This window comes from Novosphingobium sp. BL-S-19 (assembly GCF_055521675.1).
Genome location: NZ_CM145497.1, coordinates 700193 through 718802 on the forward strand (window position 1 = coordinate 700193; position 18610 = coordinate 718802).

Sequence of the window (18610 nt, forward strand, 5' to 3'; positions counted from 1 at the left end):
GATCAGTCGAGGTTGATCCACACCGCCTTGGTTTCGAGATATTCCTCGATGTGATGCGGGCCGGACTCGCGGCCAAAGCCGCTGACCCCGAACCCGCCGAAGGGCACGCCGGGGTCGAGCATCTGGTAGCAGTTCACCCAGACCGAACCGGCGCGGATGCCGCGTGCCATGCGGTGCGCGGTCGCAAGATCCCGCGTCCAGACGCCGCTGCCGAGGCCGAAGGGCGTGGCGTTGGCACGTTCCAGCACTTCGTCGACCGTGTCGAAGCTGAAGGCTGATAGCACCGGGCCGAAGATCTCCTCCTGCGCGATGGTCATGCTGTCCTGAACGTCGGTGAAGATGGTGGGCGCGATGAAGTAGCCATCGTCATAGCCGGGACCGGCGAGGCGCGCACCGCCGACCAGCGCTTGCGCGCCCTCGCTGCGTGCTCCGTCGATGTAGCCGAGAATCTTGTCCATCTGCGGCGCCGAGACGACCGGGCCGATCTGCGTCTGCGGATCGAGGGGATCGCCGACCCGGATCGTGCGGGTGAAGGCGGCGAGGCGTTCCATGAACTCCTCGCGGATGGATGATTGGACGAACAACCGGGTGCCTGCGCTGCAAATCTGGCCGGAGTTGGCGAAAACGGCCATGGCGGCGGCAGGAACTGCCTTGTCCAGATCGGCATCGGCGAAGACGATGTTGGGCGATTTACCGCCAAGTTCGACCGTCACGCGCTTCATCGTCGGCGCCGCGGCCCTGATGATCTTCTCGCCCACGCCGGTCGATCCGGTGAAGGCGATCTTGTCTACGCCCGGATGTGCCGAGAGCGCGGCGCCTGCATCTCCAAGCCCGGTAACGACGTTGACGACGCCTTCAGGCACGCCGGCTTCCAGGCACAGTTCGGCAAAGCGCAGCGCCGAAAGCGGGGTCTGCTCGGCGGGTTTCATCACCAGCGTACAGCCACTCGCCAGCACCGGGCCGGTCTTCCACACTGCCATGCCGACCGGGCCGTTCCATGGATTGATCGCAGCGACCACGCCGACTGGCTCCTTCAGGGTGTGCGACAGCACATCGCCTGGCGCGGAATTGTTGAGCGTATCGCCCGCGATCAGCGTCGCCTGCCCGGAGTAGTAACGCAGCAGCGCAGCGGCGCGCGTCTTGCCTAGCACGGTGCGCGATAGCGGCGCGCCTAAGTCGAGCGTATCGAGCATGGCCAGTTCGTCGTAATGGGCTTCGACGAGGTCGGCGAGGCGCAGCATGATCCGCTGGCGTTCGGCGGGCTTCATGCGCCGCCACGGGCCCTCCAGCGCCGCGCGCGCCGCCTTGACGGCGCGGTCGACATCCTCGGCATCTCCTTGCGCGACCATGGCGAGCAGGTCGCCGGTCGCGGGATTGCGGGTCTCGAACCGTTTGCCCGAGGCGGCGGCTACGCGCTGGCCACCGATCAGCATGTCCTGCTCCATCGTTTCGAGCAGGGCGGGGCGGGCTATTGAGGTCAGTTCCATGTCGAACTCCTTGGAAATGGGGGGCCTGTCAGGCGGCGATGTTCGAGGCGGCGGCGTCCTCAAGGATGAAGCGTGCGGCGCGTTCGGCGATCATCATGGTTGGGGCGCTGGTGTTGCCGCTGATGATCTCTGGCATGACGGAGGCATCCACGACGCGCAGGCCGGAGACTCCGCGTACGCGCAGACGGCCGTCGACTACCGCCATCGGATCGGAGTCCGGGCCCATCTTGCAGGTGCCCGTTGGATGGTAGGCGGTATTGACGATCTTGCGCAGAGCCGCATCGATTTCCGCGTCGGTCTGATGCTGCACGCCGGGCTCGATCTCGGCGCCGGTGAGGGGGGCAAGTGCGGGTTGGGCGAAGATGTGCCGCGCTTCACGGAAACCCGCGATCAGCGTCTTCATGTCGTAGGGATCGGCGAAGAAGTTGGGATCGATTACCGGCTTGTCCTCGGCCCGATTGCTGGCAAGACGCACTGATCCGGCGCTGCGCGGGCGGAGCAATTGGACGAGCCCCATGTAGCCATGGCGGCGCGGAATGGCGCGGGCGTCGAGCTTCAGGCCGACGAGGAACGTGATCTGGATGTCCGGCCGGCCGCTGCTATCCGTACAAAGAAAACCCCCGCATTCCGCTACGTTGGACGCCAGCATGCCGGTGCGGCTGACAAGATATTGCAACGGGCTGGCAAGGAGGCGCGGCAACGACTTGGCCGAGACGGCGTAGGATTCCCCGCTTGGGTTCTCCATCGCGACATGGACCGTGGGATGGTCTTGAAGATGCGCGCCGACGCCCGGAAGGTCGTGGAGCGGCTCAATGCCCACTTCGCGCAGATGGTCCGCCGGGCCGATGCCGGAGAGCATCAGCAATTGCGGCGAATTGGTCGCGCCTGCGCAGAGCACGATCTCGCGCCGGGCATTGAGCAAGCTGCGAACGCCTTCGCGCTCGATCTCGATCCCGGTTGCGCGGCCCCGGTCGAACACGATGCGGCGGACGAGGGTCTCGTCGAGCACGGTCAGATTGGGGCGCCCAAGCGCAGGGTGCAAAAAGGCGCGCGCGCTGGAAAGGCGGGTGCCCTTGCGCTGGTTGAGGTCGTAGCGGCCGAAGCCGTCCTTGCGCTCTCCGGCGAAGTCGTCGTTACGATAGTGTCCGGCCTGTTCGGCGGCGTCGAGTATGGCGCCGGTGACCGGATTGTAAGAACGCGGCTTTTGCACATCGAGTTCGCCGCCCTTGCCGTGCCACGGCTTGTCCGGCCCGGCATAGTTCTCGACCGCTCTGAACGCAGGCAGCACGTCCTCGTAGGACCAGCCCTGGTTTCCGGCGGCCTCCCAGGCGTCGTAGTCTTCCTTCTGGCCGCGGATGTAGACGCCGCCGTTGATCGCGCTGCATCCGCCCAGGAGTTTGCCGCGCGGGAAGTTGATCGTCCGATTGCCGACGGCCGCATTGCCCTTCAGGGACTGCTTCCAGTTGGTCTGATCGCTTGGCAGCAGGAAGATGTTGCCGACCGGCATGACGGTCTTGAAGTTTACTGGCCATTTCCGGTCGGATGGTCCCGCCTCGATCAGGGCGACGCGATTGCCGGGATCGGCGGAGAGGCGATTGGCCATCAAGCTTCCGGCCGAGCCGGAGCCGATCACGATATAGTCGAAGCTGTCGTTCACGCGGTCATTTCCTTGCGGCCGAGTGCGGAGCGGCCGAGCGGCGGGACATGCCCGCGCACGGCGATGAAACCCAAGGCATTGACCAGCATGAGTGCGGCCAGAATGCCGAAGAACAGGAAATTGCCGCCGCCGATCAGGCTCGCACCGGCCACTGAACTGACGATGGCCCCGGCGCGACCGGCGGCGCCCATCAGGCCCAGGCCGCGTGCGCGCACCGCTGTCGGGAATGCATGGGCGCCCACCGCGAACATCGCCGACTGTGCGGCACTGGCGAAGAGGCCCAGCGCACCGAGGCCCGCCAGCATGGCGGTCTCGTTGCTGCCCCCGCTGGTCTTAAGGAAGGCGAGGAAGAGGCATGCCGTCACACCGACCAGCGCCATCAGGATGAGCGTTGGGCGTGAGCCGAAGCGCATGATCGCCACCGAAGCGCCGATCGCACCCAGCGTGCCGCCGAGGTTGAAGCTGGTGAGGCCCAGGCTGGCCGAGGCCAGGCTGAAGCCGGAGGAGAACAGCAACGTCGGTGACCAGTTGAACATGAGGTAGATCATGAACATGCCGGAGAACATCGCTAGCGAAAGGGCGAGGCTGTCGCGCAGCAGACGCCCTTGCAGGAGCTCGGTAAACGGCACGTTCTCTGCCATTTCCATGGTGGCGTGGCCACCCCGTAGGGGCGCGTGGCCGATCCGGCGCATCAGCTGCTCGTATTGAGCCCGCCGTTCGGGACGGCTTTCGAGAAAACGCGGCGATTCCGGTAGGATGAAGTGGAGCAACACGGTAAAGGCGATGGTCGCAATGCCGGCGAGGTAGAACAGCCAGCGCCAGCCCAGCACCGGCAGCACGGCTGCCGCGGCGATCCCGCCGAGGATGCCGCCGATCGAGACGCAGACGACCCCGAACGTCACCGCCACGCTGCGCCAGCGGGTCGGCGTGAATTCGGCGATCATCGCGCTGGCCGTCCCGGGCACGCCGCCGAGGCCGACGCCGGCCAGCGTCTTGAGGAGAGCGATGTGCCAGAGGCTGGTACTCGTGCCGGTCAGCAGCGTTGCCACGCCGAACAGGACGACGCCTGCTAAGAGGGCGCCGCGGCGGCCGAAGCGGTCGCCGATGTAGCCGGCCGCCAGGGTTCCAATCGCCATGCCCACGAAGCCCATCGCGAAGACCACGCCAAGCGCGTCACGCCCGATCGCCCACTCCTTGAGCAGCGACGGGGCGGCGAGCCCCAGCATCTGGTTGTCGAGACCGTCCAGTACGACGGTCGCCGCTATCATCAGGACCGTCCATACCTGGAAGGACGACATCGGTGCGTCGTCCAGCAAGCCCTTCGCGTCCCGGTCTGTCGCGATGATCGCCACAGCTTCTCCTCTTCATGGGGTCTTTGCCCCTTTTTGTTCTCGCCGGGATGGCCAATCCCGCTGTCGATGGCCGAGCTTTCAGATGTCGAGGACGAGGTTGGCCGTCTTCGCGCCCGAGCAGCAGACCATGATCGAGCGATTGGCGGCCTTTTCGTCTTCGCTCAGGAAGTGGTCGCGGTGGTCGGGAATGCCGCCCAGAACCTTGACCTCGCAAGTGCCGCAGACGCCTTCCGAGCAGGCGAAGCCAACGTCGACCCCGGCACCGAGCAGGGCATCCAGCATGGTCTCGCCTTCGCACACCATCAGCGTCTTGCCGCTGCGCGCGAGTTCGAGCGTGTAGCCGCCCTCGGTCGCCAGTTCGGTCTCGGCCGAGAAGTACTCGATATGGGCATGGCCCTTGGGCCGCGCGGCATTGGTCGCGACGAAAGCATCGAGCATGCCGTTCGGGCCGCAGCAATAAAGATGCGCGTCGGCCGGTGCGGCGGCGCAGATCGCGGCAAGGTCGAGCCGCTGCGCGCCGGGCAGTCCGTCATAGACGACGTTGACGCGGTCGTGGTCCTCGATCCGCTCGACATAGGCGGCGCGTTCGGGCGTGGCGGCGACGTAATGCAGTTCCCAGGTCCGGCCCAGCTTTTCGAGGCGGGCGATCATCGGCAGCATCGGGGTGATGCCGATGCCGCCCGCGATCAGCACGGTATGCGATGCATCCTCGACCATCGGGAAGTTGTTCTTTGGTTCCGAGATCTCCACGCGGTCGCCCACGCGCCATTCCTGGTGGATGTGCTTCGAGCCGCCGCGGCTGTCGATCGCGTGATGGACGGCGATCTCGTAGTAGCCGCGAATGGCGGGATCGTTGACCAGCGAGTAGCTGCGGGCAAGGCCCGGCTTCAGTTGAACGTCGATATGCGCGCCCGGTTCGAAAGCAGGCAGCAGGCCGCCGCCGACGGGTTCGAGCACGTAGGAATTGATGCCTTCCGCTTCCCAGCGGATGGTCCGAATGAATGCCTGCATCACACTCTCCTTGAGGCACGATGCGTCCGGTGGTCGCCCCGGTGCGCGATGGATCGGCGCCCGTGGGAGACCCTCATGCGTCTCGTCACCCTCTGTCCTTTTCTTTCTGGCGGGACGGTGCATGGATCGCACTATCCCGCCGGTTTCCATTACTCTGCCGCTTCAACGGTTTCGGGCCAGCGAACGGCCCTTGCAAGCGCGGACTCATACGCGTTCTGCAGGCTGTCCTGCGGATCGTGCAGGAACGATCCGGCGCGCGCGCGGTAGAAGATCGAAGGATCTTCGACACCCGGCGGCACCACGCCCTTGTTGACGAAGGCGCGAGCGGCGATCAGGGCGCGGCGGCGGACGCGGGCGATCATCTGGTCGGTCGGGGCCAGGTTCTCGAAGCTGTGATCGGTGATCGGGCCCATGCTCTCGGTCACGGCCTGGTCCTGCATCGTGATATTGGCGATGCCGGTGAACTGGGTGCCGTTGCGTTGGGATTCGCGGTCGATCGCCCAGTCGTTGGCCTCGCTGTCGGGTGAGCGCCAGCGGCCGAACCAGTCGGTGGTCTGGGGGGCATATTCCAGCGGGCCGAACAGCGGGGTGCCGTCCTTGAGCGTGGAGGTATAGGCCGGGTTGCCGGCGTCGACGCCGCAGGTGATGTCGAACAGCATCGAATGCTCGTCGTCCATCGGCACCCAGGCGCGGGCGATGGCGCGCGTAGTGAAGCGGTTATTGGGCGTCTGCGTCCAGAACGGGAACATGTAGTGCGCCACACGCCATGACATCTGGCCATCGTCGTTGGGGCGATAGCCGCCGTACATGACGCCCCAGTCCGACTGGAGCACTTCGTACTCCGGCGCGCGGTTCAGCACGGTCGGGCGCATCGGGTGATCTTCGTCGAGATCGTCCGCCTCGATCGAGCCGACGTGGAGGAAGCCGACGTGGCTGGTATCGATGTCGCCTTCCAGCGCCTGAAGCCAGTTGCAGTCGCGCTGGAGGCACCAGATCTCCGCATCGGGGTGCATGGTCGCCTCGATATCGGGAAGCGGCGGCGGGCTGGCCTGGTTCTCACCCATGTAGACCCAGATGAGGCCATTGGCCTCGTGGGTCTTGTAGGCCTTGGCGTGGACCTTTTCCTTGAAATCCATCCGGGCGGGCACCGAGGGCATGTCCACGCACTTGCCGTCCACGTCGAACTTCCAGCCATGATAGACGCAGCGGATGCCGTTCTGCTCGTTGCGGCCCACGAAGAGCGAGGCGCAGCGGTGCGGGCAGCGGTGGTCCATGATGCCGACGCGGCCGGAGCTGTCGCGGAAGGCGATCAGCTTTTCGCACAGGATCATCAGGCGCACGGGATCGCCATCTGCCTTCACTTCGGAGGAGAGGCAGGCAGGCATCCAGTACTGGCGCATGAACGATCCCATGACCGTTCCGGGGCCAACGCGGGTGAGGTCGGTGCTGTCTTGTGGCTGCATGGTTCAGGCTCTTCCTTGGTCGTCTTCGATCGCCTCGACCCTCCTCTTGAAGCCTGTCCTTCAGGTGCGGGGGTGGCGGTTCTCGTTTGCCCTTTCGAGCTACCCGCAGATTTCCGCCAACCCCAATCGGAATATGGTCTTACCATTCGAAAACCGGGATGAAACTATTGCCAGCGATATCGTTTGCGGCTTCTCCCTGGTCTCAAGGTGGCAGCTAAGCCGCAACAAAACCCTTGGGGAGAGCCTTCCATGACATTCAAGTATATGACTTCCGTTGCCGCCTGCGCGCTTTCCGTCGTGGCGTTTATGCCCGCGCATGCACAGACTTCCGCGGCTGCGGACTCCTCCGGAACGGCCGGGCCGGATGCTGCCGGCGCAGCCGAGGCTTCACCACCTACCGATTCTCCGTCCGAAGCGCGCTCGGGCGGCGGTAGCGGCGTGCAGGACATCATTGTTACTGCCCAGCGCCGCGCGTCCACCGTGCGCGAGGTGCCTTTCTCGATTGCGGCCTTCGGCGGCGAAGCATTGCGCACGGAACAGGTCTTCAGCCCCACGGCCCTGACGCAGCAGATGCCGGGCATCACGATCAATACAGCGGACAAGTCCCTGTCGATCGTGGCGATTCGCGGCAACGTGTCCACGTTCCGCACGGCAACGCTGGATACGCCGGTCGCCTATTTCATGGATGACATCTACTACGTCTTCAACAACGACCTGAACGCGAACTTCTACGATATCGACCGTGTGGAAGTGCTGCGCGGCCCGCAGGGCACGCTGTTCGGCCGCAACGTGGTGGGCGGCGCCATCGCCGTCATCAGCAAGAACCCCGAATTCAAGGACGACTACTTCTTCCAGGCGACCGGCGGGAACGCCGGCTACTTCCGTAGCGAGGGCATGCTGAACACCTCGCTGGTGGAGGACAAGATCGCCGCGCGCTTCGCGTTCAGCACCGAAACGTCGGACGGCCAGATCGATACGCCCAACCAGTCTGGCAGCTACGGCAAGACCGATGGTTACGCCGCACGCGGCAAGCTGCTGTTCCAGCCTACCGACACGCTGAAGATCGTGCTTTCGGGCGACTACAGCTACACCAAGGGCAATGGCGGCGCGATCGGCCTAGGGATCGGCGGCAATCAGGTAGTGCCGGACACGTTCGGAGACTTCACCAATGGCAAATGGGTGAACAACGACTTCGCCGCATCGCCCTATCGTCAGCGCCTGCGTGGTGGCTATCTGCGCGGGGACCTGGATCTCCTTGGCGGCACGCTTACCGCGATCACCGGTTATCGCATGAACGACAGCCGCGCGACCAATGACGACGTGCCGGTGGGAACCGAGGTTCCGGTGTTCGACCGCCGCCAGGTGGTGCGCAACCGCAGCTTTACGCAGGAAGTGCGCTTTGCCTCGGCACCGGGCGTATTTTCCTACGTCGTCGGCGCCTATTACCTCTCGGCCGACGTTTCGACGGAGAACATCTTCAATTACAGCCCGCTGCCGGGCTCTGCCGTTCCCGCGAGCATCCGCCGCAACCCGGATATCACCAATATCACGCGCGTTCAGGACGGCAACGTTCGCAGCATCGCGGTATTCGGGGAAGCGACGTTGAAACTGACCGATCAGCTGTCGGTCGTGGCGGGTGGTCGCTATACCTCTGATCGCAAGACGATCGATTACCACGCCTATTCGACCACCGACGCCGGCGCGATCCCGGGCTTCGGGTTCCCCGGCGAAGTGATCGCGTCGGGCGGCAAGACCTGGGGCGCCTTCACGCCGCGTTTCACGCTGAAGTACCAGCCCACCGACAAGATCAACCTCTATGCGACCTACGCCAAGGGCTTCAAATCGGGCGGCTTCGTAGACAACGCCTACCTCAATCCCACCATCCCGCTGGCGCCGGAACATGCCGAAAACTACGAAGTCGGCGCAAAGACGCGGTTGTTCGACAACATGCTCGATTTCAACGTCGCCCTGTTCCACCAGAAGACCAAGGATCTCCAGAACTTCTCAGGCGCGGGCGGCATTGCCCACACCTACAACGGCACGCTGAAGATGAAGGGCTGGGAAATCGAATCCGTCCTGCGTCCGATGGACGGCCTGCGCCTGACGGGCAACTATACGCACCTGATCGGCAAGTATACCTCGCTCGAAGATCCGCTGGTCGGCCTCGACTACTCGGGCAATCCCGCCAAGTTCGCGCCGCGCGATGCCTTTACCATTGGCGCCAGCTATGATGCGCAGCTGGGTAACGGTGCGACGCTGACGCCGCAGATGGACTTCAGCTATTCGTCCCGCATCTCGACCGACGATGCCAATACGCTGCGGCTTTACGAGAACCTCTACAACGACACGCGCGGCCGCACGCTGAACGCACGCTTGAACTACGAATCCTCGGACGGCCGCTGGACGGTCGGTATCTGGGGCAAGAACCTCACCAACAATTATCAGATCGTCAATGCCGACGACATCACCGCGTTCCTTGCGGTGCCCGGCAATGGCACCACCTATTGGAAGATCTTCACCAATACGCCGCGCACTTATGGCGTGACGATCTCCCTGCGCCGCTGACGGCCTGGTGGGGAGCGGGCGTGCCGTTCCCCGCCTTTTTTAACGGAAATTCAGGAACCAAGGAACTCGCGATGACCACGCCTACCCAGCTTCCCCAGAACGGCAGCTTTTCCTTCGCGGGGCGCACGGCCCTCGTTACCGGCGGTGGACGCGGGGTGGGTGAGGCCGTCGCGCGGGAGATTCACGCTGGCGGGGGCAAAGTAGCCGTCAGCGATCTGGATCTCACCGCCGCCGAAGCGGTGGCGTGCTCGCTCGACCCGTCGGGCACGACTGCCATGGCCATCGCGCTCGACGTTCGCAGCAAGGACGATTTCCTTGCCGCGCGTGACCGGATCGCCGGTGAATGGGGGCGGGTGGATATCGTGGTCAATAACGCAGGCCTGGCGCGGCGGACGCCGACCCAGGATATCAGCCCCGATGAATTCGACGAGATCGTCGCCATCAACATGCGCAGCGTATTCCTGAGCTGCCAGATATTCTCCGAGCATATGAAGGCGAACGGTTATGGCCGCATCGTCAACGTCACCTCGCTGGCGGGCCAGAACGGCGGCACGGTCGCCTCACCGCACTACGCCGCTTCGAAAGCGGGGGCGATCATGCTTTCCAAGTATTTCGCGCGTTATCTCGCTGGAACCGGTGTGACGGTGAATGCCATCGCACCCGGCCCGATCGACACCGCCAAGGGCCGCCTTTCGGAAGAGCAGATCGCGCGCGTGGAGGCGGAAGTGCCGGTCGGCCGGTTCATGGAAGTGGGTGAGATCGCCGCCGCTGTTGCGCTCGTCGCGTCGGATAGAGGCGGGTTCTTCGTGGGCGCCACGCTTGATATGAACGGCGGGCTCTACTTGCGCTGACACGCGTGGCTCGGTGGTCATCCCGCTTTTCCAATGGCTTTATTCAAATGCGATTGGAGGCGGGATTTCCGCGCGGATAGCGTATGCCCACAAAGCATTCTGACCGGCGACAAGACCGGAATGGACAAGGAGAGTTGCATGTTCGTCCACAACACCTGGTATGTCGCGGCCTTCGCTGCTGAGGTCGAGTCCGGCAAGACGCTGGCCCGGCGGTTTCTGAATGAGGCGGTCGTGTTGTTCCGCACCGCAGATGGCCAGATCGCTGCACTGGAGGATCGCTGCAGCCACCGCGCCATGCCGCTCAGCGCAGGGCATGTCGAAGGCGACATCATCCGCTGCTGCTATCACGGTGTGGAGTTCAACCGGCTGGGCGCCTGCACGCGCATTCCCAACCAGACCCGCATTCCGCCGTCGGCAAATGTGCGCCACTACCCGGTGGTCGAGAAGGATCACCTGATCTGGATCTGGATGGGCGATGCGGCGCTGGCCGATCCGTCGATCGTGATCGACAGCCCCGAGCATAACGATCCTGCCTGGACCTGGCGCCCTTACAACTTCCATGTGAAGGCCGACTGGCAGCTGATCATCGACAACATCATGGACCTGACGCACGTGCCGTACATCCATGCGCGCACGATAGGCGGCAACCCGGAACAACATTATGGGGCCGACACCAAGGTGGAGTTCGACGGGAACAAGGTCACCCTGCTGCGCAAGATGCCCAACTCGGTTCCGCCGCGCTCCTACGTCGATGCAGGTGGCTTCAAGGGCCGGGTCGATCGCTGGCAGGAGGTGCGTTTCGAACCCCGCCTGGGCATGACCTGCCGCGTGAACGCCGGCGGCTGCGATGCCGGAACCGGCGCTTACGAAGGCAAGCGTGACAACGGTTTCATGCTGGCCAACAACCACTTCATCACGCCGGAAACCGACAAGACCAGCCACTACCTCTGGACGATCTGCACCACCGCATCGAAGGAGAGCGGCGTGCCGGACGTGCTGTTCGACCAGTTCTTCGACACGATCACCGAGGACGAGGAAACGCTGCAAGCCCAGCAGCTTCGCATCGATGACAATCCCGGCCGTCCCTTCGTGGGCATTGCCAGCGATGGCGCGGTCAACCAGGCGCGACGCGTCCTCAGCAACATGTTCGAGGCGGAGCAGGGCGAACTCGTCGCTGCCGAGTAATGCCGGCCAGCGTTGGCGAGGCACGGATCGGCACCCGCGCAAGGGTGCCGGTCTGGCTTCTCGGCTCGATGACGCTGAGCGGGACGCTCGGCATTCATATTTTCGCGCCCGCGCTGATCGTTGCGGCGCACGCCTTAGGTGCCGGCACAGCCGAACTGCAAATCGGGATCAGCCTCTACATATGGGGTCTTGCCTTCGGGCAACTGATGCATGGACCGTTGGCGGACCGCTTCGGGCGGCGTCCGATCCTGATCTGCGGCAGTGCCGTCTTCACGCTGGCGAGTCTTGTCGCCGCGACGGCCTTTTCGGCGAGTTTCTTCAACTTGTGCCGTTTCGCCCAGGCATTGGGCGGCAGCGCGGGCATGGTCATCGCCCGGACTATCGTGCGCGACGTGTCCACGGAGGAAGGATCAACCGGCAGCCTGGCCAGGCTCAACCTGATGATCCTGGTGGGACCGGGACTGGGACCGATGATCGGCGGCTTTCTCGTGGCCCATGCCGGTTGGCAGGCCATCCTGATCCTGCTCGGGCTGATGGGGGCGCTCAACACTTTCGCGATCGTCTCGCACCTGCCGGAAACCGGCACACCGCGCGCCTCCACGACGCGCGGTGTGCTGGGCAATTATGCGCGGTTAATTACGTCAGGACACTTCGCGGCCTATGCGATCGGCGGCGGCTGCGTCACCACGGGTTGGTACGCCTTTCTCAGCGTCGCTCCACTCATCTATCAGCAGCGCTTCGGACTGCCCCCTGACGCCAGCGGCGTGCATCTGGGCGTGGTGGTAGCAGGAGCGTGGGTCGGCAGCTTCACCGCATCGCGGCGAAGCCACCGCTGGGCAGCACCTCGGATGTTGGCGTTGGGATGCCGGTTGTCGCTGGGCGCGGCCCTCGGACTGCTGGCAGCATTCCTTTCGGGCCTCGCCAGCCCGCTTCTGGTGACGGGCCTTATGTTCCTTTTCACATGCGGCGTGGGCCTTGCGGGACCGGCAGCGCTGGCGCTGGCCACTTCCGTCGATCCTGCGGCGTTCGGGTCGGCTTCGGGGCTCTATGGGGCGATCCAGATGGCCGTCGGCGCGCTGGCAGCGGCGGGCCCCAGCTTCGGACGCGAAGGAGCGATGACGGCCATCGGGATCCTGATCGGCTGCCAGATCTCCGCGCTGTGCCTTTTCGGAAGCCGGGCGCGCCGGATTGCGAAGGGGCCCGTCTCATGCTCTAGACGTCCCGATGAAGATGCGTGAGCTTGAACAGCGCACCGGGGTGCACCGTGAGGTTATCCGCCTCTATCTGCGCAGCGGCGTCATTCCGGAGCCCGATCGGCCCAAGCGCACGGTTGCGATCTACCGTGAGGATCACGTTCAGGCGATCGCCACGGTTCGCAAGCTCCAGCACGAAAGCCGCCTGACCCTGCCGCAGATCAAGGCGTTGATGGAGGGCGGCGGGGCGCAGCCACGCGTCGATACCAGCGCTCTGGATCAGCTTGAACAATTGGTGGCGCACCGGTCCGGACAGGATCAGGGGCCGGTCATGATCGCGTCGCTGCTAGAAACCTATCCCTCCGCCGCAGAGGACGCGCGGATCCTGGCCGGGATAGGCGTTCTCACGCTTATCGAGACGCCGGACGGCGATGCGCTGTCCATTTCAGACGCGCAGATGGTCCGCATCTGGGGGGACATGCGCAAGGCCGGTTTCGACGCGCATCTGGACTACACGCCCGAAGTGCTGGGCTTCTACGTCGAGGCGGCGGACTTCGTTGGCAAGTGGGAGGCCACGACTTTCCTCGAACGCGTGACCGGGCGTGTGGAAGTGGACGAGGCGGCCGATCTCGTCGAGCAAGCCTTGCCGCTTATGCTCGATTTCTTCGGCGTCCTGCGCCAGCGCGCATTCTTTCGCCACTTCGACGCGATCAGGGGTCGATCCGAGGGGTGAGGCCGGACAGTCGTTAGGCTGCCCGGCCAGAATGTTACATCGTCAGCACGGCCTTGACGCAGCGACCCGCGTGCTGGTCTGCGACCGCTTCGTTGATCCGGTCGAGCGGATACGTGCGGATCATGCGGTCAAACGGGAACCTTCCGGCGGCATGGAGTTCGATCAGTCTGGGCAGGAAATCCTGCGGATCCGCATTGCCTTCGGTCACGCCGCAGACCTTCATGCCGAGCGAGAGCATGTGCAGCAGGTTGAGCGAGATCGCGGCATCGGCGCTGCGCGGCACGCCGACCATGGCGAGGCGTCCGAGTACTGCCATGGCACCCAGGCCATCCTCGATCACCGCCGGTACGCCCGATGTATCGAGCATGGCGGCGATCCCGCCCGGAACTATGGTGCGCACTCGTTCCGCCAGCGGGCCATCGGCGGGATCGAGAGCATGGGTCGCACCGAGGTCGAGCGCCATCTCACGGCGCGAGGCAAGCGGGTCGGAGACAATGATCGTGCTCGCCCCGACTGATGCGGCGGCCATGACTCCGCTTAGGCCCACCGGTCCTGCGCCCGTCACCAGCAGGCTCTCCCCTGCTTTGACCTCAAGGGCGTTGAGCACTGCACCGGCGCCGGTCATGATCCCGCAGCCTAGCGGGCCGAGGAGGGCAAGCGGCGCTTCCTTCGGCACTTTCACCAGATTGCGGGCGGCGGCGATCGCGTGCGTTGCGAACGAGGATTGCCCGAAGAAGTGGCTGCTGACGTCGTGCTCGCCGTCATGCAGGCATGTGCTGCCGTCCATCCGATGGCCACCGAAGTTCAGCGCGGCGAAGTCGCGGCAATAGGCAGGTTCGCCAGCGTCGCACTGCGGGCATTGCCGGCATGCAGCGAAGCCCAGGATCACGCTGTCGCCAGGCTGGAGCGAGGTCACTTGCGATCCGACTTCTTCTACGATTCCGGCGCCTTCGTGGCCGAGAACAGCGGGTAAAGGAACCGGCAGGATCTGGTCGCGCACGACGAGATCGGTGTGGCACAGGCCGGTCGCTACGATCTTTACTCGTACCTCGTCCGGCTGCAGTTTCGAGAGAGTGAGGGTCTCGACGACAAATTCCTGTCCCGGCTGACGAACCACAGCAGCACGAATTTCCATAACGCATCTCTCCTATTCGATCTTTGCCTAGCCATTCGATTTGCGGGACGGTCACGCGTTCCATTCAGGTCGGGAATGGCGGAAATCTAACGTTTCATTGATCTGATCGCTCGAATGGTCGGACCTATGACTACGATTGACGTATCGGGCTGTCTATAGTTACGTGTGGCAAACACGCAATTTGCGGCGGATCCAACCGCCCGAGGGAGAGACCATGACCGTTTCGCTCGATACCGAGAGCTGCCCCGTCATTCCCGACGACATCGCACGCACCGTGATTTCGCCGAAATCCTATACCGACGATGAGTTGATCTACGGCACCTTCCGCTGGCTGCGTGAGAACATGCCGCTGGCCAAGGCCCATGTGCCGGGCTTCGATCCGATCTGGATCGTCACCAAGCATGCAGATATTCGGGAAGCCGAGCGTAATTCCAAACTGTTCCGCAACGCCGATTTCAACCCTGTGCTGAACGACCAGGCTTCGGACGAGTTCACTCGATCGATCAACGGCGGCTCGACCAAGATCATCTCGTCGCTGACCTACATGGACGGCAAGGAGCACGCTTCCTACCGCAACCTCACATCGAACTGGTTCCTGCCCGGCCGGGTCAGTCAGTTGGAGGAGCAGGTGCGGCGCCTTGCGCGGCAGTCGGTCGAGAACCTGCTGAGCTTCGACGGCGAATGCGATTTCGTGCGCGACTTCGCGCTGCACTATCCGCTGCGGGTCATTATGACGCTGTTCGGCGTTCCGGCCGAGGACGAGCCGCGCATGCTCAAGCTGACGCAGGAGTTCTTCGGAGTCCATGACCCGGAGGAACAGCGTCCGGAGATGGTCGCCGATCCCGTGGCAGGGGCGAAAATGTGGGCGGCCGCGCTGGAGGATTTCTACGAATACTTCGACGATCTCAGTGCCAAGCGCCGCGCCGAGCCGACCGACGACCTGCTTTCGCTGATTGCCAATTCCCGCATCAATGGTCTGCCGATCCCGCGCGCGGAGGCCAATGGATATTACGTCGCCATCGCGACCGCCGGACATGACACCACCTCGTCCTCGACGGCGGGGGGGCTGCACGGCATGATCGTGAACCCGGAGAACTTCGCCAAGGTGAAGGAAGATCCCGGCCTGATCCCCGGACTGGTGGACGAGGCGATCCGCTGGACCAGCCCGGTCAAGCACTTCATGCGCAATGCGGCGGAAGATACCGTGCTGCGCGGGCAGTCGATCAAGGCGATGGACCGCCTGATGATGTGTTACCCCTCGGGCAATCGCGATACTGATGTCTTCGTCGATCCCGACCGGTTCGACATTACCCGCTCGCCGAACCAGCACGTCGCCTTCGGGTTCGGACCGCACATGTGCCTCGGCCAACATCTCGCCAAGCTGGAGATGCGTGTGCTGTTCCAAGAGCTGCTGCCGCATCTGAAATCGATCGAACTCGCGGGCGAGCCGCGCATGGTCGAGACCAATTTCGTGGGCGGCTACAAGTCGCTGCCGATCCGCTTCACCAAAAATTGAGGAGTAAGGGCCCGGCATGCGACCGGGCCGAAGCAAGAACAGTCTGGCGCAAAAGCGCAGACATTAAGGGAGAGGCCAATACCATGAACCGCAATATCTTGCTGATGGCGGGAGCATCGTCGCTCGCCATGTCGACACAAGTCCATGCCCAGGAGACGACACCTGCGACGGGCATCCAGGAAATTGTCGTCACCGCACAGAAGCGGTCCGAGGCGATCAACGACGTGCCTCTGTCCATTACAGCGGCATCGGGCGACAAATTGCGGGATCAGGGCATCACCGATGTCGGCGATCTCGTGAAGATCGTGCCGGGCTTCAACTATACCGAAAGTGCCTATGCGACGCCCGTCTACACGCTGCGCGGAGTGGGCTTCTACGACACCAGCCTTGCCGCAAAGCCGACGGTGAGCGTCTATCAGGACCAGGTGCCGCTGCCTTTTTCGATTATGACGCGCGGAGCGACCCTCGATCTGGAGCGGGTCGAAGTGCTCAAAGGCCCGCAAGGCACCCTTTTCGGATCGAACGCGACCGGTGGCGCCATCAACTACATCGCCGCCAAGCCCACTTCGACCTTCCATGCGGGGCTCGATGCGGGAATCCAGAATTTCGGCGAAATCTCGGCCGGCGGGTATGTCAGCGGCCCGATCATGGACACTTTAAAGGCCCGTGTCGCGGTACGGACCGAGCAGGGCGGTGCGTGGCAACGCAGCTATACACGAGACGACAAGCTTGGCGATCGCAACTTCACAAGCGGCCGCCTGCTTATCGACTTCCAGCCGGCAGACTCAGTCCGCTTCGAGCTGAATCTCAATGGCTTCATCGACAAGAGCGACGGACAGGCGGCACAACTGATCGGTGTGGTGCCGCTTGGCAATCCCGCGCGTTTGGGCGACCTTGCCACATATCCGCTGGCGCCCGCCAACAATCGGGCTGCCGACTGGACCCCGGAGCAGGCACCCAAGCGCGACGACTGGTTCTACCAAGCTTCGCTGCGCGGCGATGTTGATCTAACCGACGATATCACGCTGACTTCGATCACGGCCTGGTCAAAGTACCACAACGATGCCGATATCGATCCGGATGGCGTGGCGCTGCGAGACTATTTCTACAACACCACAGGCAAGATTACCGCGCTCTCCGAAGAACTTCGGTTGCAGGGCAAGTCCGGTGGTCTGACCTGGATCATCGGCGCCAATTACGCGCGAGAGAAGACCTATCAGCAGGATGATGCGGGGCCATACGACCAGTCGACGTCGGCCTACAACTTTGTCGATGCGGGATTGGGCGTTCCGTTTTACGTCTACAGCCAGTATGCCCGGCAGAAGTTCGTCAACAAGGCGGTCTTCGCCAACCTCGATTACGACATCGGTGACAAGATCACCCTGCATGGCGGCATTCGCTACACGGATACCAAGATCGACTTCGCCGGTTGCACGGCCGATCGCGGTTTTGCGCTCGGACAGGGCATTCAGAACCTGCTCAACGCAATCCGCGGCGGCGCAGGGCTCGATCCGATCTCTATTGCGCCCGATGCATGCGTGACGATTGACGCCGCCACTTTGACGGCGGGTGAGGTGCAGGACAGTCTGGACGAAAACAATGTGTCGTGGCGCGCGGGCATCGACTTCAAGCCTTCGAGGGATGCGCTGCTCTATGCGTCGGTCAGTAAGGGCTACAAATCGGGCAGTTTCCCGCTGCTCTCAGCCAGCGACGCCAATCAGTTCGCCCCGGTCAAGCAGGAGTCCGTCCTGACGTACGAAATCGGCGCCAAGTTGACGTTGCTGGATAGAACAGCGCAGGTCAACGGCGCGGTGTTCTACTACGATTACAGCAACAAGCAGTTCAAGGGCCGGGTGGTCGCCGATCCCGATATCTTCGGGCCGCTGGAGGCGCTGGTGAACGTGCCCAAGTCTCGCGTGCAGGGTGCAGAGATCCAGCTCGATCTTGCACCAACCGATGGGCTGCGCGTTTCGATTGGTGCGACCTACCTTGATACGAAGATCAAGGGTAGTTTCGTCAACTACGATTCCTACGGCAATCAGGTCGACTTCGGTGGATCATCGTTCCCTTACACGCCCAAATACCAGATAGTCATCGACGGCCAGTACGATTGGACTCTCAGCCAAACCGTCGGTGCATTCGTTGGCGGCAATCTCAGCTTCCAGAGCGATACCAAGGCGGTGCTGGGCGATGCCCGCGATACGCCGTCTGAAGAACTGACCCGTATGGGCGGTTTGACGATTGCCGATTACACCCTGATCGACTTGCGTGCGGGTCTCAGTCTTCACGACAAGCGGTACAAGTTGACCGCCTTCGTTCGCAACCTAACCAACAAATATTACTGGTCCAACGCGACCCGCATTACCGACACGACCGTGCGCTTTGCCGGGCGACCCCGCACGTACGGCCTGACCTTATCGGCCAACTTCTGAAGCTCCTCCCCATGGACCGCGCCGGAATAT

The 18610-nt window shown here is 63.4% G+C and carries 13 protein-coding genes; 7 read left to right on the forward strand and 6 right to left on the reverse strand.

Annotation, left to right across the window (positions count from 1 at the left end; all coding sequences use genetic code 11):
• Positions 1-2: 2 nt before the first annotated feature.
• The 5 genes from ACZ1JV_RS03120 to ACZ1JV_RS03140 form a co-directional block, all read right to left on the reverse strand.
• On the reverse strand, positions 3-1487 hold the full coding sequence (locus ACZ1JV_RS03120; RefSeq protein WP_465149526.1) for an aldehyde dehydrogenase family protein: 1485 nt from the start codon (positions 1485-1487) through the stop codon (positions 3-5).
• 28 nt (positions 1488-1515) lie between these two features.
• A complete protein-coding gene (locus ACZ1JV_RS03125) occupies positions 1516-3144 on the reverse strand; it encodes a GMC family oxidoreductase (protein ID WP_465149527.1) in 1629 nt (542 codons plus the stop codon).
• Positions 3141-4496: an MFS transporter gene (locus ACZ1JV_RS03130; RefSeq protein WP_465149528.1), complete on the reverse strand. Its 1356-nt coding sequence runs from the start codon at positions 4494-4496 to the stop codon at positions 3141-3143. The genes ACZ1JV_RS03125 and ACZ1JV_RS03130 overlap by 4 nt, the downstream gene beginning before the upstream one ends.
• Before the next feature lie 78 nt (positions 4497-4574).
• Complete coding sequence (locus ACZ1JV_RS03135; protein ID WP_465149529.1) at positions 4575-5507, reverse strand: PDR/VanB family oxidoreductase; 933 nt, start codon at positions 5505-5507, stop codon at positions 4575-4577.
• Positions 5508-5656: 149 nt separating this feature from the next.
• Positions 5657-6970 (reverse strand): Rieske 2Fe-2S domain-containing protein, encoded by a 1314-nt coding sequence (locus ACZ1JV_RS03140; RefSeq protein ID WP_465140185.1) that lies wholly within the window; start codon positions 6968-6970, stop codon positions 5657-5659.
• 249 nt (positions 6971-7219) lie between these two features.
• On the opposite strand from ACZ1JV_RS03140, the gene ACZ1JV_RS03145 reads away from it, so the two are divergent.
• From ACZ1JV_RS03145 to ACZ1JV_RS03165, 5 genes are all read left to right on the forward strand, one after another.
• On the forward strand, positions 7220-9535 hold the full coding sequence (locus tag ACZ1JV_RS03145) for a TonB-dependent receptor (protein ID WP_465149530.1): 2316 nt from the start codon (positions 7220-7222) through the stop codon (positions 9533-9535).
• A 71-nt stretch (positions 9536-9606) separates the two neighbouring features.
• The gene (locus tag ACZ1JV_RS03150; RefSeq protein WP_465149531.1) at positions 9607-10386 is read left to right on the forward strand and encodes an SDR family NAD(P)-dependent oxidoreductase; all 780 of its coding nucleotides are present in this window, start codon (positions 9607-9609) and stop codon (positions 10384-10386) included.
• Between the two features lie 138 nt (positions 10387-10524).
• Positions 10525-11571 (forward strand): Rieske 2Fe-2S domain-containing protein, encoded by a 1047-nt coding sequence (locus ACZ1JV_RS03155; RefSeq protein WP_465149532.1) that lies wholly within the window; start codon positions 10525-10527, stop codon positions 11569-11571.
• Positions 11571-12809 carry a Bcr/CflA family efflux MFS transporter gene (locus ACZ1JV_RS03160; RefSeq protein WP_465149533.1) on the forward strand — a complete coding sequence of 413 codons (1239 nt, stop codon included), beginning with the start codon at positions 11571-11573 and terminating at the stop codon, positions 12807-12809. Before ACZ1JV_RS03155 ends, ACZ1JV_RS03160 begins: the two co-directional genes overlap by 1 nt.
• Entirely contained in the window at positions 12796-13497 is a 702-nt protein-coding gene (locus tag ACZ1JV_RS03165) for a MerR family transcriptional regulator (protein ID WP_465149534.1), read from the forward strand. Before ACZ1JV_RS03160 ends, ACZ1JV_RS03165 begins: the two co-directional genes overlap by 14 nt.
• A gap of 34 nt (positions 13498-13531) precedes the next feature.
• On the opposite strand, the gene ACZ1JV_RS03170 is transcribed toward ACZ1JV_RS03165, so the two are convergent.
• Positions 13532-14632: an NAD(P)-dependent alcohol dehydrogenase gene (locus ACZ1JV_RS03170; RefSeq protein ID WP_465149535.1), complete on the reverse strand. Its 1101-nt coding sequence runs from the start codon at positions 14630-14632 to the stop codon at positions 13532-13534.
• Positions 14633-14846: 214 nt separating this feature from the next.
• On the opposite strand from ACZ1JV_RS03170, the gene ACZ1JV_RS03175 reads away from it, so the two are divergent.
• Both ACZ1JV_RS03175 and ACZ1JV_RS03180 read left to right on the forward strand, forming a co-directional pair.
• Entirely contained in the window at positions 14847-16148 is a 1302-nt protein-coding gene (locus ACZ1JV_RS03175; RefSeq protein WP_465149536.1) for a cytochrome P450, read from the forward strand.
• 83 nt (positions 16149-16231) lie between these two features.
• A complete protein-coding gene (locus ACZ1JV_RS03180; RefSeq protein ID WP_465149537.1) occupies positions 16232-18580 on the forward strand; it encodes a TonB-dependent receptor in 2349 nt (782 codons plus the stop codon).
• Positions 18581-18610: the final 30 nt, after the last annotated feature.